This window comes from Enterococcus sp. DIV1411a (assembly GCF_050531945.1).
Taxonomy (GTDB): domain Bacteria; phylum Bacillota; class Bacilli; order Lactobacillales; family Enterococcaceae; genus Enterococcus_B; species Enterococcus_B faecium.
The window spans coordinates 1,631,780-1,647,500 of sequence record NZ_CP172892.1 but is presented as its reverse complement, the minus strand read 5'-3'; the positions used below and the strand labels follow the sequence as shown (position 1 = coordinate 1,647,500).

Here is a 15,721-nt window from a genome sequence, read left to right as displayed (position 1 = left end):
GAGTTGTCCGAGAGGCCGAAGGAGCATGATTGGAAATCATGTAGATGGTGCAAACTGTCTCAAGGGTTCGAATCCCTTACTCTCCGTAGCAAATTTACCTGGCCCGTTGGTCAAGCGGTTAAGACACCGCCCTTTCACGGCGGTAACACGGGTTCGAATCCCGTACGGGTCATTTTAATTGAATGTTGGAGGTTTAGCTCAGCTGGGAGAGCATCTGCCTTACAAGCAGAGGGTCAGCGGTTCGATCCCGTTAACCTCCATAATGAACTGGTTCCGTGGTGTAGGGGTTAACATGCCTGCCTGTCACGCAGGAGATCGCGGGTTCGATTCCCGTCGGAACCGTCGTTCTTGTTATTCAATTAATAATTTTAAAATATGGCGCGGTAGCTCAGTTGGTAGAGCAACGGATTGAAGCTCCGTGTGTCGGCAGTTCGATTCTGTCCCGCGCCACCATGGAGGAGTAGCGAAGTGGCTAAACGCGACGGACTGTAAATCCGTTCCTTAGGGTTCAGTGGTTCGAATCCACTCTCCTCCATTTTATAGGGGCATAGTTTAAAGGTAGAACAGCGGTCTCCAAAACCGTTAGTGTGGGTTCAATTCCTGCTGCCCCTGCCATGGCGAATGTGGCGAAGTGGTTAACGCACCGGATTGTGGCTCCGGCATTCGTGGGTTCGATTCCCATCATTCGCCCTTTTTATTCTTGGGGTATAGCCAAGCGGTAAGGCAAGGGACTTTGACTCCCTCATGCGTTGGTTCGAATCCAGCTACCCCAGTTTCTATAATTTATTCTTTATTTTATAGATTGATAATAGTATAATGGCGGTATAGCCAAGTGGTAAGGCAGAGGTCTGCAAAACCTTCATCACCGGTTCAAATCCGGTTACCGCCTTAGTACTAATAAATCAACTTGCCGGCGTGGCGGAATTGGCAGACGCGCTGGACTCAAAATCCAGTGCCCGTTGAGGGCGTGCCGGTTCGACCCCGGCCGCCGGTATTGACTAAGATGTCTTCATCTTAGTTTTTTATTGAGAAATTAAATAACATCTTTTATGATGGCGAATGTGGCGAAGTGGTTAACGCACCGGATTGTGGCTCCGGCATTCGTGGGTTCGATTCCCATCATTCGCCCTTTATTCTTGGGGTATAGCCAAGCGGTAAGGCAAGGGACTTTGACTCCCTCATGCGTTGGTTCGAATCCAGCTACCCCAGTTATTATTTTTAAATTTGCCGGCGTGGCGGAATTGGCAGACGCGCTGGACTCAAAATCCAGTGTCCGTTGAGGACGTGCCGGTTCGACCCCGGCCGCCGGTATAATTATCAATATAGCAACTTTCTTATAGAGAGTTGCTATATTTTTTTTGTTTTTATGTAATTACCTCCAAATCAATTCGATACAAGTATTATCATAAAACGAGTAAAAAAGATATTGATAACGCTTTTATTATGTGTTAAACTATTTTTGTAAATTATGTAGGGTGCTACTATTCAATTAGGCACGACCTAAGAAAGGGTTCTTTCTTAGGTCGTTTTTTGTCTTTAAAAATTATTTGGAGACAAAAATATGTATGAAGGAGTCTGCAAGTTGTTTTGTTTTATCATATAGAGGAGGTGAATTAACGGTGTATGTGATGAAAAAGCTGAATCATAATGCTGTATTGATCGATGACGATGGAATAGAAAAAATTGCGATGGGGAAAGGGATTGGCTTTTCTGCTAAAGTGAGTAAGCCATTTGATGTTGAGGATGCTGACAAATTATTTGTATTAGATTCTAAAGAAAAGATCAAACGATTCAGTGAGATAGTCTCGCAGATTCCAATCGAATTTATGGATTTTGCGGAAGAAGTGATTGAACTGATAACAGCTAGGATCTCCTCTCCATTAGATTCAAATATCTATATTACATTGACAGATCATATTTATTTTGCTATTCAACGAAAAAGAGAAGATAGAGATGTCACAGCAATTATGTTGCCAGAAATGAGATTCCTTTATCCAAATGAATATGATATAGCAATAGAAGTGGTCGAGCGAATCAATCATCGATATCAAACCGAGTTAGGGTCAAATGAAGTAGGATTCATCACTATGCATATCATTAATGCTGAGCTAGGAGAGCCTAATAGTTTAAAGAGCTTAAAAATAGTAGAAATGACGACCACGATTTTGTCCCATCTAGAAAAATCCTATTCAAACGTTTATGATAAAGAATCACTGACTTATCATCGCTTAATGGTTCATATCAAATTCCTGGTTAAACGCTTGATTTATCAGGAAGAAACGCCAGTAGAAAATATTGTTTTTTTTACTGAAATATTTAAACATAGCAAAGCGTATTGTACAGCACTAAAGATTAAAGATATCATCGAACAGCCATTTCAACTTGCCATTCAAGAAAATGAAATCATCTATTTGGCAATTCATCTAGCACGAATCTATTAAAATAAGGGCGTAACTATCTATAGGCGCAACCAAATGACACATAGTAAATGGACTATGATTATTTGGTTGCGCCTATTTTAGTAGAAAAAAGAAGGAGAATGAAATGGGAAAAGTGATTTTTAATTCGGATGATTTTGGCTATAGCCATGGTGTGAATTATGGGATTATGGATGCTTATCAGCGAGGAATTTTGACATCAACTACATTGATGGCAAATATGCCGGGTTTCGAGCACGCTGTGAAACTAAGAAAGGAAATGCCTAGGCTAGGTGTAGGAGTCCATTTAACATTGACGTGTGGCAAACCACTTCTCAAAACTGTCGATACTCTTATCGAAAGCGGAGAGTTCAGATCCTTATCTTATTATCAGCATCCATTAACATTGACAAAGATCAACTGTATCAGGAATGGAATGCTCAGATTCAAAAAATTTATCATGCGGGGATCATACCAACTCATTTAGACAGTCATCATCATACTCATACTTTGGATAAAAATCAGGAGGTAGTTGTTACATTAGCAAAAAAATATGATTTGCCGGTTCGGAGCAACTTTGAACGAAAAGATGAAGTTCGTCATGTCGATTATTTTGAGCCTTGTTTCGATGTCGTAGGAGAAACTGATGAAAAAAAACGACAAATCAATACGAGTGTGGAAGAATATTTGGCAAGTTTACTCATGATATTGAGAGAAGATAAAACGATCGAAGTCATGTGTCACGCAGCGTATTTGGATCAGGAATTGTTAAATGGTTCAAGTTTTGTGTATCCTCGTACCCACCAAGTCGAATTTTTAATTCATTCAGCATTTTCTCAAAAAGTGAAAAATGATTCTTTGATTGAGTTAGTAACATATGAGGATATTTAATAGAGGAGGAATAAAAATGAATGTTAAATCAAATGTGCAGAAACTTGGAAGAGCGATGCTACTTCCAGTTGCAGCGATGCCATTAGCGGGATTGATCATGCGTTTATCAGCTGATGATATGCTGAACATCCCAGTAATCGGTGCAGCTGGAAATGCCGTTTTTGGAAACTTGGATATCTTATTTGCTATAGGAGTTGCAATCGGTTTTGTCAAAAATAAGGACAAAGGAATACCTGCACTTACTGGTTTTTTAGCGATTGCTACCTTGAAAAAAGGCTTAGAAATTATGGACCCAGAAGTGAATATGGGGATTTTTGGTGGAATTATTTCCGGTTTAGTAGCGGCATGGACGTATAATCGCTTTAAAGAACAAAAATTACCAGTAGTTTTTTCTTATTTTGCGGGCGAAAAATTCCCATTGACTATGGTGATGATTCTACAAACAATCGCAGCTGTTTTTTTGGGCTTTATCTGGCCGCTCATCCAAATTGGGATTGATAATTTTGCAAAACTGCTCGTTGATATGGGGGCATTAGGTGTGGGGATATTTATGTTTTTGAATCGTTTGCTGATCCCCTTTGGACTGCACCATGTGTTGAATACGTATATTTATTACGATTTAGGAAGCTATAAATCTCCTAGCAAGGAAGTTTTCAGAGGAGAGATGACACGCTTTATCAACGGAGATCCTCAGGCTGGACTGTTTTTATCAGGTTTTTTTGTAGTAATGATGTTTGGTATACCAGCTATATGTCTAGCTATCTATAAAGCAGCTTATAAAGAAAATAAAGAGATGGTCAAAGGAATCATGGGAAGCGGTGTAGGAACTTCATTTATTGCAAATATCACTGAGCCTGTTGAATTTAGTTTCATGTTTCTTTCTCCTATGTTGTACGTGATCCATGCACTTTTTGCCGGTTTAGCAGGGATTGTATGTTACTTATTCAATATACGAATTGGTTTTACATTCGGAGCATGTATTGTTGATTATCTCATCAATTTTCGAATCGCTACCAATGCTATTTTGATTCTTCCAATCGGAATTTTCTTTTTTGCCTTGTATTACGTTACTTTTTATTATTTGATCAATAAGAGAAACATTCAGACATTAGGACGTGAAGCTAAGGCAGTGTTTGGCAATGAAGTAACCTTAGAAGAAACAGAGTTAGGGTTAGCAAGTAAAAATTATGAATATATGGCAACAAAAATGCTACAAGCGTTTGGAGGAAAAGCCAATATCCTGGATGTCTATAGTTGTAATACACGCCTACGGGTAGAGGTAGTGGATCCCACCATGGTCGAGGAACAGCGAATCAAGCAATTAGGGATAAGCGGGATCATTAAACCAACTGAAAAAAATTATCAAATTATCATCGGCTTAGAAGTGACTTATGTTATGGCAGAATTCAATAAATTATTAGAAGAATAGAAAGGAAAAGATGATGATGAAAAAACAGATTATCACTATAGCTGGAGGCGGGAGTACGTATACACCAGGAATCGTTCAAGCCATTTTGAACAATGAAAAACGGTTGCCATTATCTGAAATACGTTTATATGATATTGATGAAGAAAGAAATATGGATATGTACTTGATTGTTAAATTTATGCTGAAAAGAAAAGGTTTTTCAAATATTCGCATTCGTGCAACGGATGATCCAAAGCTTGCTTTTACAGGATGCGATTTTGTTTTCTCACAAATTCGTGTTGGAGGATTGGAGATGCGAGAAAAGGACGAAAAGATTCCACTTAAACATGGATTAGTAGGACAAGAAACGTGTGGACTCGGAGGATTTGCTTATGGGATGCGCTCAATCAAAGGTTTATTGGAAATTGTCGATCATATACAAGACTATGCCCCCAAAGCATGGATTTTGAATTATACAAATCCAGAGTCGATCGTTTCTGAAGCTGTTCGTCGTAAATATCCGAATGTAAAAATGATTAATGCCTGTGATATGACTATTTCAATTGAAGAAACGATTGCAGTGAATTACGGTTATGATCGTAAGAATTGGATCGTTACGTATTATGGTTTAAACCACTTTGGCTGGTATACATCGATTTATGATAAAGAATTGCAACGAGAAATTATGCCAGAGATTATTGAAAAACTAATAACAAAAGAAATGCAAGTCGCCGATTTTAATATAGGAGACAAAACTTGGCAAAAAACATTTCAAATGATGTCAGTCATCACGAAAAATTTTCCAAGTAATATCCCGAATAATTACTTAGAGTATTACTTATATCCTGATATGGTCGTTGAGCATACTGACAAAGAGTATACACGTGCTAATATGGTCATGGATGGACGAGAGAAAAATACCAAAGAAATGGCTGATAAAATACGCCGCGGTATTGTGGAAGAAGTATTGAACTTTAATTTTGGGGAGCATGGACAATATATCGTCGATATAGCTATTTCCTTGTTGAATGATGATCGTCGTCGCTTTATGCTAATCGTTCCTAATCAAGGGGCGATTCCGAATCTACGGTCAGATGCAATTGTTGAAATACCGGCATATGTTGGTGCAACTGGTGTGGAGCCAATTACACTAAGAAAACCAATCAGTGATTTTCATAAAGGATTGATGGAGGCACAAGTTGCAGCAGAGAAGTTACTAGTAGATGCTTACTTTGAAGGTTCTTATCAAAAAGCTTTACAAGCATTTACATTGAATCAAACCGTACCAAATGCCAGAGTCGCAAAAAAAATACTAGATGAAATGATCAAAGTAAACAAAAAATATTGGCCAGCATTAAAGTAGAGGTGATAAAAAGTGCATTTCTTTAAAACAAGAAACATTCTAAAAGCTGTAGCTAGTGGTCAAATTATTCCATTAACAGCAGTAAAAGACGAGGTCTTTTCTTCAAAAATGATAGGAGTTGGATACGCTATAACGAATCATGATGGATATATCCATGCGCCAGTTAAAGGAATAATCGATAATATATTTCCTACCCGACATGCCATAACGATCGAAAGTGAATCTGGCAGAAAAATACTGATCCATATGGGTTTAGATACGGTTGAACTCGAAGGAAGTCCGTTTCAGATACGGGTTGAAAGTAACCAGGAGGTAAAAGAAGGGACACTGTTAGCTATTATAGATTTGAAGAAGTTGGAGCAAGCACAAAAAGATACGGTGATCATTGTAGTTTCTCCAGGCATTTTTGAAGGAAATTTATTAAAACAAAACCAAGAAGTAAAGATTAAAGATAGTTGTTTTGAATTTTAGTGTACGATGAAAAAAGTTAAATAGGGTGATATTTATGGGTGAATTTACAAAATTTTTTTGAAATGATATGTTTCAATCACTAGATTTAATCATTTTGATTTTTGTTAATTATCGAATTTTTTTGTTGCTCCTATGATTTAGAAAACTTATTTTCAGGATTCTTAAAAATAAATTTGATTATTTAAGAGAATATATTGGGGAGCGTCAATAATTTTGTGTAAATAACTCGTCCTTCTGCAAAATAATGGGTTACTCAGTAAACATTGAAGCTAATGTATCCGTCACTTGTTGGAAGCCTTTATGGCTTCTATTTAAGAATTTTTGATTGTATGTATCAAAGATGGATACTAGGAAACGCTCTAGTGATTCTTCATTTTGAAACTGCTCTTTTCTGCGGCTGTATTTCTTGATTTGTTTATTGAAAGATTCGATTAAATTAGTTGAGTAAATGCTTCGGCGGATACCAGGCGGAAACTCATAAAAAGTCAATAAATCTTGATTTTTTATCAGTGACTGCGTCACTTTAGGATAAGTTTTCTGCCACTTCTCAATCATACTCCCTAAAAAGGTATTTGCCTCTTCCTTTGAGCTAGCTTGATAAACAGCCTTAAAATCATCACAGATTTCTTTTCGATCTTTGACACGTACTTTATGAGCAATATTACGGGAAACGTGAACACAGCAATGTTGGTATTTAGCTTTAGGATAAATCTGGTGAATCGTATCTTTCATGCCTTTTAAGCCATCGGTAATAAACAGTAAGACATCATGAACCCCTCTGGAGTAAATGTCCTGTAACAACTCATTCCAAACGTAGGTCGATTCAGTCGGGGCAATCGCATAACTTAGTACTTCTTTAGTGCCGTCTTCTCGTATACCAATGGCAATATAGATTGCTTCTTTGGAGACGATTTGCCGTTTTAAAGGAATATAAGTAGCATCCATGAAAATAGCGACATACTTATCATTTAGAGTTCTAACTTTAAATGCATTTACTTCTTCAGTCAGCACTTTAGTCATGTTGGACATGGTTTGGGGCGTGTAGTGATGCCCATACATTTTCTCAATCAAGTCTGCGATTTCCGACATGGTAATACCTTTTCGGAAGAGGTGAATGACGGTCTCCTCTAAGGTATCATTCGTCCGTCTATAAGCAGGAACAGTCTGTTGCTTGAACTCGCCGTTGCGGTCGCGCGGAATCTGGAGATGAAGTTCCCCGTACTCGGTCTTGACCGTACGGTCATAGGAGCCGTTACGAGAATTACCCGTGTTAAAACCAATGCGATCGTACTTTTCGTAATCGAGGAAAGCCGTTAACTCCGTTTTGAGAAGCGTATTGACAGCTTTTTCCAAATGGACACGGAATAATTCATTCAAATCGCCTTTGTTCGCTAGAGTCTTTAGAATTTCTGTAGTAAAATCGTTCATATGGAAGTCCTCTTTTCTGTGAATGTGTTGTGGTAACTCTATTCTACAGAAGGGACTTCCTTTTTTCTATTTACACAAAATATTTTACACTCTCATATATTGAAATAAAATTTCTTAATTATATAATTAGTTATGAACATTCTTTGCGTTGTCATGCAATGAATGGTTCATATTTTATTGAAAAGGAGTGGTTTTAGTGGAAAAGATGATGAAATGGGTCGAAGAGAAACTTGTCCCACCAATGGCAAAAATTGGTACACAGCGTCATTTATTAGCAATTCGTAATGGGGTTGTTTCAACATTGTCATTGATTTTGATTGGGACATTTTTTATGGTCTTTATCAATTTACCGTTTCCTGGATGGAATGAATTTATTGCCCCTTATTCGGCAACGATTGTTTTACCCTTTAGGATGACGATGGGATTGATGGCTATTTATGCAACTTTTGTTATGGGTTCGGATCTAGCTAAATCATATGGATTAGATAGTGTGACAGGTGGTATATTATCTTTAGGAACGTTCTTTATGTTACAAGTTCCTGTAAACGTTTTAACTCCTGAAGAGGCACCTCTTGGCTGGGTCTTACCTATGAGTTCTTTGGGAGCATCTGGGATGTTTGCGGGGATCTTATCTATGATTTTTGCAGTGGAAGTATATCGTTTCTTTAAAAATCGAAATATTACTATCAAAATGCCAGAACAAGTGCCACCTGCTGTTGCCCGTAGTTTTGAGGCATTGATTCCAGGTGCAGTCATTTTAACAATTACTTGGCTGATTCGAAGCGTCGCGGGCTTTGATGTAAACGCTGCCTTATTATCGTTATTCGAGCCTTTAACCAATATTTTAGGGAATAATTTGCTTGGTGTTTTACTACCAATGTTTTTGATCCATTTGTTGTGGTCATTTGGTATCCATGGCATGAGTATTGTAGGGGCTGTTGTTCGTCCAATGTGGCTGATCATGTTGGATGAGAATGCAAAGGCATTGGCAGATGGTACAGCTGCCACACAATTACCCTATATCGCTCCTGAACAGTTTTATCAATGGACGGTAACAATTGGTGGTGCAGGAGCAACGATCGTGGTATCTGTTTTGTTTATATTCTTCTGTAAATCAAAATTCTTGAAAGAGGTTGGTCGTTTTTCTATTATTCCTGGTATCTTCAATATCAATGAGCCCATGATTTTTGGAGCTCCTATGATGTTGAATCCTTACATGTTCATCCCGTTCAACTTAGTTCCTTTAGTTTTGACTATTATCAGTTATTTTGCAGTCAAATTAGAAATGGTCAATAGATTTACTGTTTTGCCAACATGGACATTACCAGCTCCAATCGGCGGTTATCTTTCAGCAGGAAATGACTGGCGTGTTGTTATCTTGATCATGATCAACACATTGATAGCATTTATTATCTATTATCCATTTGTAAAAGCTTATGATAAAAAGATGCTGTCAGATGAACAAAGTCGTGGAGAAAACGAAGTCCAAACTGTCTAAGTTTGGTTTTTAGAAGGTGGGAAACAATGTATTGGCTGACTTTATTTTTTGTTTTTATCTTTTTATTAACGGCTAGTCACCTTATATTGAATATGCTAGCTACATATCATATTCAAATCAATCGATGGATTTGGGCACTGGCATCATTTTTGATCGTGATTCTTCCAAAGATCATTGTACCGCATATGAATGTTTTGTTTTCATGGGGGACATATGTACTCTGTGGAATTTTTGCTATCAATTTTATGATCGAGCAGCATAGATGGTTTGTCACATCGAAGCTTTAAATGTTCTAAAAGTGGTTGTGACAGAAGTGGTTAGCTTCAAGAAATAAGAAGAAATTTACGAAAATTGCTTCTTAAATTTTTGTGAAATGTTGGCTTATTTTTCGTTTGGTTGAACTTATTACCGCAGATGCAAGCTTTTGACCACCGTTTATTCGGAATATGGGACTGTGACAAGGCTTTTGTCACAGCCCTTTTTTACATAAAGATTATTATTGTTTTAACTGTTTTGGCAGAAAGAAGGAGGCAAAAATGAAAATTTTATCAGCAATGGATTTAGAATTAGTAGATCTACTACCAAAGTGATCAAGTCAAATATAGATTTGGGAGCTTACAACCATATAGTAGGGGCTGCAGTATGGTGTATGAATGGTAATATGTATGATGAGAGTGTTTATTCAAATCATGAAACGTGTATAGAAATAATTGCGCTGGGAATAGCAATCAGTCATGGTGAACGTGACTTTTAGTGTATCGTTGCTGACGACATAGAACATTCTGACATGATCTACTCAATATGTGGGGATTGCTGGCAGTTTATATAGGAGTATGCATCGGATTGCGAGATCATTGTCTCAACAGAAGAGGGAGGTTGATTATCAAAGATAAAGTGGTAAATCCTACATTTGATTTAGTAATTGTTGAGGGGACTAGCGGCACAAATCTCTACAAAGCGATGCTTCTAGATCTATATGACACATTTTAAGAAAATGTATTTGCCTAATTATTATGGTCTTTCTTTTGAAGAAACGTTGAGATGATCCAACCAGAGAAAGGTGTCAAAGAATTTGACTAAGAATAAATGGCAGACGCTACCTATGCTCATTTGGATAGCGTCAGATCTTTTATTTTAAGGATGATTTTGTGTTTTTTAGACACCGTAATTTAAGTAACTCTAACTTTTCAATCCACTATTTACTTTTTTTGTATTTTCACTGTCTGGGTCTCGAATAGCGAAATTACTGATGAGTCTCTATTAAAAAAGCTTTTTCTACTTGAAACTATATTGGGTGGTTGCTCAGGAAGGTTTCGATTTCTTGAATTGCTTGTTGTGGACCATTTATTGGAAAAACGGCTTGCAGCGTGCGTGCCTGCTGACGAATCTTGGGTGAAGAAACTTCGCGCAGAGCAATCTGCAGTTTTCTTTCAGTCACTGGTTTTGTGAGGGCGATTGCGTTTCCGTATTTTACACAATAGTCAATATTACAGCTTTGCTCAAATTGCATCCCCACACCGATAAACGGTTTGCCGGATTCACAGGCAGTTTGGACGGTCCCTTCCCCGCCGTGGATAAAAGAAAAATCAATGAATTCATGCAAAAGATGACTAGACAGATATTCTGTTATTAAAAGATCTTCTGAGTCAGATTGAATGTCATCAAGCAGATAGTCAATAGGTGCAATAACCGCTAGATCCGGTTGTTTTTGTAAGAAGAACAAAATTTTGCGTAACATACGCGGATTGCCTGAACTACCCATTGCGAAATAGATAATACGTTTTCTTTCTTGTTGCTTTCGCTGTATAAAAGTTAGCACTTCTTCAGGCAAGGAAGTACTGAGCTTAGCAAAAATTGGACCAACGATTCGATAATTTTCCGGCAGCTGTTCTTCTTCCAAAAATAGTTTAGGCGTTGTGATGAGATTTAGATCAGCATCCATCATTTGTAAACTTGTTTTTGGTAAAGGAAGCATTTCTTTTTGTGCAGCGTGTTTGAAGGCATTGGGGATCCATCGGGTATTTACTATACGCTTTTTTGTCCAGTGCCAAAGGGGATTGCTTAAAGGGCCGAAGAAACGTAACTCGTGGGGCATCAGCGCATGCTCTGATTGAAAAAAAGGTTCACTCAAAGCATAGGGTTTAACATATACTAAAGGAATCTTTTTATTGCGGGCCGATAAAAAAATTGTCACATTCGAACCTGTCACAATCAGTCGAGGCTCAAACTTAGCAATCAGACTCTGTTCACTAGTGATACGAGAGGCAACCATTTCTTTGGTAAAAGGGTTTTTAAGTGTACGCAACTGGTCAAATTTTATGATTTGTTCTTCTTGTTTTTTCGTAAGGATCGGCGCTAGTAAATGATACTCAAAGCCACTTTCTGTGATCAAAGGAGCAAAAGTTTTAGAAAAGCCAAAGAATACACAGTAATAACGGTCTTTCATAGCTTTGGCAACCTCAATCATTCGTGTTGTCTCAGCTAAATTGAATACTGCAGGAGCAAAAAGAATTGTCTTCATGAAATCCTCCTTATTGGAATGAGTCTATCCCTTCGTTTCTTACTAGTATACTAAAAAACACAGCGTTCGAGTAGCCTATGTATATTTTGAATATTAAACTGTCTCTCGCTGTTTTCACAACTTCTAAATTTAAATTTTGTAATCAAGTTGAAACTCCAATTTTCAAAAAAACACGCAACAATTTTTTGATCGATTTATATGTTGTGCCAGATAAATACGAGAAGTTGTGTCATTAAAAATAAACATGAGAACATAAAAAAATAAAATAATTATATTAATTGATAGGTGTGCTGTCGTCATTATACACACGTAAGAAAGAAATAGTTATGTTTAAAAATATTCTTAGACTTTCTCGCCATGACAATTTTCACTATGTGTTATAACTGTAAACGATAATTATTCAGATAACACAAAAAGAAATCAAGGAGCAGATACGCCAGTTGTTTAATTTGAATATTATTTTAAAATTAAAATTTTTATTCTGTTCTAAACATTTTTGGTTGTTTAGAACTTTTTTTTGTGTATGATATAAAGGAGAAATAATTTTTTAAAGGGAAGGAAATTGTTTTGATTAAAGTAGATGGAGCATTACTAAAAGAATACCGAAAGAAAAAGGGGTTAACACAAGTACAATTAGCAGAAGGCATTTGTGAACAAGCAACTGTCAGCAATATCGAAAACAAGAATATGTCGCCAGGCATCAATATCTTAAGTGCGCTTTGCAAAAAGCTGAATGTCGAGATCTCCGATATATTAGTAGAAACAGAAGAAGACAAAATCAGGAAAAAAATAAATGAGATTCAATCATTGAATTCTGTATCAAAATACCAAGAATCTTATAAAATTTTACAAACGATCGACCAGGAAAAAGTAAGTAATTCTGATCTTTTAAATCAAATTTTATTTTATCAAGGACTGCTTGATCATCTTTATGCGAAAAAACCAGATGCAGCATTATTTTATTTTAATCAAGTGTTGGAACAAACGACCGAAACAGATATCCATCACTTACAAGCAGCTGCAAACGTGGCAATGATCTACTTGTCAAAAGGAGAATTAGATTTTGCGAAAGTTTATGTGGAGCGTACACTTAAAATATTGAGTGAGACTGATTTTGATAATCTGATGGTCTGCATTGTATATTATGATATCGCCACCTATTACCGTAAAATCGAGGATTATGATAAAGCAATCCAATTATGTGAGAAGGGTATTGAGTATAATAAGAAACATAAATCGACTTATGCATTGGAATACTTGCTTTATGAAATTGCTTCTTGCCATAAGCAATTAGGAGAAGATGATTATTTAGAAAGATATATGGACGCAAAAAAAATAGCGCGTTTCAACGGAAATGATTACGCGGTAAAGGTGATTGAAAACGACCTGAAATAAAGTGGTTGTGAAATCAGTGTTCTGATTTGAATACCGTTTATTCGAAAAAAGGAGGTGTGACTTTTGTCATACCTCCTTTTTTCGATATTGTTTGATTCCTATTTAGGCAACATATAACGGTTATAAAAGAAGCAATAGATTATGATGGTATCGATTGGATGGATACATCTTGGGATTCCTTTATCAATTTGAGCGTAGCGTGTTTTTCATTTATCGATAAATTTGTTATTCATTTTTTTGATAATCCTATTTACATATTTACGTCCTGGTTCTTAAAATGAATCTACTTGAATGGTTTTTATCCCCGTATTTCTGATCTCCTCTAATACTTTTTCAGAACAAAATTTATCAGTGATCAAATAATCAAAGACTGAAATATCAGCAATCTTGAACTTTGATGTCAGTCCGATTTTTCGATGATCAGCGACTAAAATCTTACATTTGATTGTCTTGTTGACCATCATTTCGTTGATCGTTGATTCATTTAATATCTTTGTTGTGACCCCATGTACTACATCGACTCCGCTACAGCCAATGATACAAATGTCTGCATTGACTGAAGAAATCGTATTTAATGCGATGTCGCCCACTAGTGCTTCTTTTGGAAAGCGCATCTCTCCACCAGTTAAAATATAACTACAATTATCTTTGTGCGGAGAGTAATTGATTTTCACGTTGTTTGTAATGACTGTCAAATGGTTAGATTGAAGAAAATCCAGTGTTTTCAACGCAGTCGAGCTAGAATTGATAAACAGCGTATCATAATCGTTAATGTATTTACTAGCTTCTCTGGCAATCGCTTGTTTAATCCTTTCAGGACCAGATTGATCAAAATCAGTCTGGTTTTTGTAATTATAAGAACAATAACCGTAATTGCGTATGATCTCGTTTTTTTCTTCTAATAAATTTAAATCTCTTCGTATCGTACTAATAGATACATCAAGGGATTCAGCTAATTCGAAAGTTGATAGTTGTTCAGTCTGCTGAAGCAGTTCCAAAATTTCTTTTTGACGTTTTTCAATATTGACAAGTGAGTTTTTCATGACTTTTGCCTCCTGAGGGACATCTTGATCCATGGATTTATTTGACTAGTTGTTCATTTAAACATTCATATCTGTCTTTATTATACTGAAACAATCATTGATTACTGAAAGAAAATCATATAAAAAACAAACGGTCATATGAAAGAGCTTTCATGGATGCTGATACACATTAATATTTACTTGTAAGTTGGAACAACGATATGGGGGGAGCAAGCAAATGAGTAAAACTGTCAATGAAGTAACAAAAGAAAAGTGGTTAGTAGAAACATTTCCTGAGTGGGGCACATACTTGAATGAAGAAATCGAAACAGAAGTAGTGGATCCTGGAACTTTTGCTATGTGGTGGCTGGGCTGTACGGGAATTTGGCTGAAAAGTCATGAAGGAACGAATATTTTATGTGATCTATGGTGTGGGACGGGAAAACGTAGTCATGGGAATGGCATGATGAAAAAAGGCCATCAGATGATGCGTATGAGTGGCGTTCAAAATATGCAGCCTAATTTACGTACTCAGCCTTTCGTAATCGATCCTTTTGCGATAAAAAATGTAGACGCTTTAATCGTTACACATATCCATTCCGATCATCTAGATATCCATACAGCCGCAGCAGTTCATCAAAATTGTCCTGAAGCAGCATTCATTGGGCCAAAAGAAGTGGTTCGCACGTGGCAAAAATGGGGAATTCCTGAAGAAAAAACGATTACAGTAAAGCCAGGTGATGCAGTCAAAATCAAAGACATCAATGTAGTAGCTTTAGAAGCGTTTGATCGGACAGCGTTGGTCACTTGTGAAGATCCAGAAGAGGTATTAAAAGGAAAAATGCCTCAGGAGATGGATCAAATTGCAGTAAACTATTTATTCGAAACATCAGGAGGGAATCTTTATCATGCAGGAGATTCACATTACTCCAATTTATTTGCCAAACATGGTAATGAACACAAAATCGATGTCTGTTTAGGGGCCTATGGTGAAAACCCACGAGGGATAACAGACAAAGTTACTTCTGTTGATATGCTGCGCATGGCGGAGTCATTGAATGCAAAAGTAGTGATTCCTGTCCACTACGATATTTGGTCTAATTTTATGGCTGATCCAAAAGAGATCACTGAAATTTGGAAATTCAAAAAGGATCGCCTGAAGTATGGATTTAAACCTTATATCTGGCAAGTAGGCGGGAAATTCATCTATCCGACAAACAAAGATGATCTTGAGTTTAATTTTTATCGAGGATTTGAAGATGTCTTCTCGATTGAAAATGATACACCGTTTCCGTCGTTTTTATAAG

At 36.9% G+C, this 15,721-nt stretch carries 11 protein-coding genes, 14 tRNA genes and 1 pseudogene (1 of these 26 only partly in view); 23 read left to right on the top strand and 3 right to left on the bottom strand.

All coding sequences use genetic code 11. The features are described from left to right. The 19 genes and pseudogenes from IGJ87_RS07980 to IGJ87_RS07890 form a co-directional block, all read left to right on the top strand. Positions 1-86 (top strand) — tRNA-Ser (locus IGJ87_RS07980) (it extends 3 nt beyond the left edge of the window). A 14-nt stretch (positions 87-100) separates the two neighbouring features. Further along, positions 101-172, top strand: a tRNA-Glu gene (locus IGJ87_RS07975). 15 nt (positions 173-187) lie between these two features. Next, positions 188-260: transfer RNA gene (locus tag IGJ87_RS07970), tRNA-Val, on the top strand. Between the two features lie 9 nt (positions 261-269). Beyond that, positions 270-342: transfer RNA gene (locus IGJ87_RS07965), tRNA-Asp, on the top strand. Between the two features lie 35 nt (positions 343-377). Next, positions 378-453 (top strand) — tRNA-Phe (locus tag IGJ87_RS07960). Position 454: 1 nt separating this feature from the next. Next, positions 455-535, top strand: a tRNA-Tyr gene (locus IGJ87_RS07955). Positions 536-541: 6 nt separating this feature from the next. Continuing rightward, positions 542-615 (top strand) — tRNA-Trp (locus IGJ87_RS07950). A 2-nt stretch (positions 616-617) separates the two neighbouring features. Then, positions 618-690, top strand: a tRNA-His gene (locus IGJ87_RS07945). 11 nt (positions 691-701) lie between these two features. Then, positions 702-773, top strand: a tRNA-Gln gene (locus IGJ87_RS07940). A gap of 45 nt (positions 774-818) precedes the next feature. Next, a tRNA-Cys gene (locus tag IGJ87_RS07935) sits at positions 819-889 on the top strand. Between the two features lie 20 nt (positions 890-909). Beyond that, positions 910-994: transfer RNA gene (locus IGJ87_RS07930), tRNA-Leu, on the top strand. Positions 995-1,055: 61 nt separating this feature from the next. Beyond that, positions 1,056-1,128 (top strand) — tRNA-His (locus IGJ87_RS07925). 9 nt (positions 1,129-1,137) lie between these two features. Further along, positions 1,138-1,209: transfer RNA gene (locus tag IGJ87_RS07920), tRNA-Gln, on the top strand. Between the two features lie 17 nt (positions 1,210-1,226). After that, positions 1,227-1,311: transfer RNA gene (locus IGJ87_RS07915), tRNA-Leu, on the top strand. Positions 1,312-1,565: 254 nt separating this feature from the next. Further along, a complete protein-coding gene (locus IGJ87_RS07910; protein WP_104771080.1) occupies positions 1,566-2,441 on the top strand; it encodes a PRD domain-containing protein in 876 nt (291 codons plus the stop codon). Between the two features lie 103 nt (positions 2,442-2,544). Next, a pseudogene (locus tag IGJ87_RS07905) lies at positions 2,545-3,308 on the top strand (carbohydrate deacetylase). Beyond that, on the top strand, positions 3,295-4,737 hold the full coding sequence (locus IGJ87_RS07900) for a PTS transporter subunit EIIC (RefSeq protein WP_317724225.1): 1,443 nt from the start codon (positions 3,295-3,297) through the stop codon (positions 4,735-4,737). Before IGJ87_RS07905 ends, IGJ87_RS07900 begins: the two are co-directional and overlap by 14 nt. A gap of 10 nt (positions 4,738-4,747) precedes the next feature. Continuing rightward, a complete protein-coding gene (locus tag IGJ87_RS07895) occupies positions 4,748-6,079 on the top strand; it encodes a maltose-6'-phosphate glucosidase (RefSeq protein WP_073981263.1) in 1,332 nt (443 codons plus the stop codon). Positions 6,080-6,091: 12 nt separating this feature from the next. Continuing rightward, positions 6,092-6,550, top strand: a complete 459-nt coding sequence (locus IGJ87_RS07890; RefSeq protein ID WP_002288815.1) for a PTS glucose transporter subunit IIA — start codon at positions 6,092-6,094, stop codon at positions 6,548-6,550. Positions 6,551-6,799: 249 nt separating this feature from the next. Here IGJ87_RS07890 and IGJ87_RS07885 read toward each other — a convergent pair whose 3' ends face one another. Then, the gene (locus tag IGJ87_RS07885) at positions 6,800-7,978 is read right to left on the bottom strand and encodes an IS256-like element ISEfm2 family transposase (protein WP_430609108.1); all 1,179 of its coding nucleotides are present in this window, start codon (positions 7,976-7,978) and stop codon (positions 6,800-6,802) included. Positions 7,979-8,174: 196 nt separating this feature from the next. Here IGJ87_RS07885 and IGJ87_RS07880 point away from each other — a divergent pair, with 196 nt between their 5' ends. Both IGJ87_RS07880 and IGJ87_RS07875 read left to right on the top strand, forming a co-directional pair. Continuing rightward, positions 8,175-9,476, top strand: a complete 1,302-nt coding sequence (locus IGJ87_RS07880; protein ID WP_317724192.1) for a PTS sugar transporter subunit IIC — start codon at positions 8,175-8,177, stop codon at positions 9,474-9,476. A 26-nt stretch (positions 9,477-9,502) separates the two neighbouring features. Next, on the top strand, positions 9,503-9,763 hold the full coding sequence (locus tag IGJ87_RS07875; RefSeq protein WP_002327136.1) for a hypothetical protein: 261 nt from the start codon (positions 9,503-9,505) through the stop codon (positions 9,761-9,763). Positions 9,764-10,761: 998 nt separating this feature from the next. On the opposite strand, the gene IGJ87_RS07870 is transcribed toward IGJ87_RS07875, so the two are convergent. Next, positions 10,762-11,997, bottom strand: coding sequence for a glycosyltransferase (locus IGJ87_RS07870; RefSeq protein ID WP_002288819.1), 1,236 nt, complete (start codon positions 11,995-11,997; stop codon positions 10,762-10,764). A 567-nt stretch (positions 11,998-12,564) separates the two neighbouring features. Here IGJ87_RS07870 and IGJ87_RS07865 point away from each other — a divergent pair. Continuing rightward, positions 12,565-13,392 (top strand): helix-turn-helix domain-containing protein, encoded by an 828-nt coding sequence (locus tag IGJ87_RS07865; RefSeq protein WP_002288821.1) that lies wholly within the window; start codon positions 12,565-12,567, stop codon positions 13,390-13,392. 272 nt (positions 13,393-13,664) lie between these two features. Here the strand turns inward: IGJ87_RS07865 and IGJ87_RS07860 are convergent, their stop codons facing one another. Next, a complete protein-coding gene (locus tag IGJ87_RS07860; RefSeq protein ID WP_002288823.1) occupies positions 13,665-14,435 on the bottom strand; it encodes a DeoR/GlpR family DNA-binding transcription regulator in 771 nt (256 codons plus the stop codon). A 217-nt stretch (positions 14,436-14,652) separates the two neighbouring features. On the opposite strand from IGJ87_RS07860, the gene ulaG reads away from it, so the two are divergent. Next, the gene (gene ulaG, locus IGJ87_RS07855; RefSeq protein WP_002323295.1) at positions 14,653-15,720 is read left to right on the top strand and encodes an L-ascorbate 6-phosphate lactonase; all 1,068 of its coding nucleotides are present in this window, start codon (positions 14,653-14,655) and stop codon (positions 15,718-15,720) included. Position 15,721: the final 1 nt, after the last annotated feature.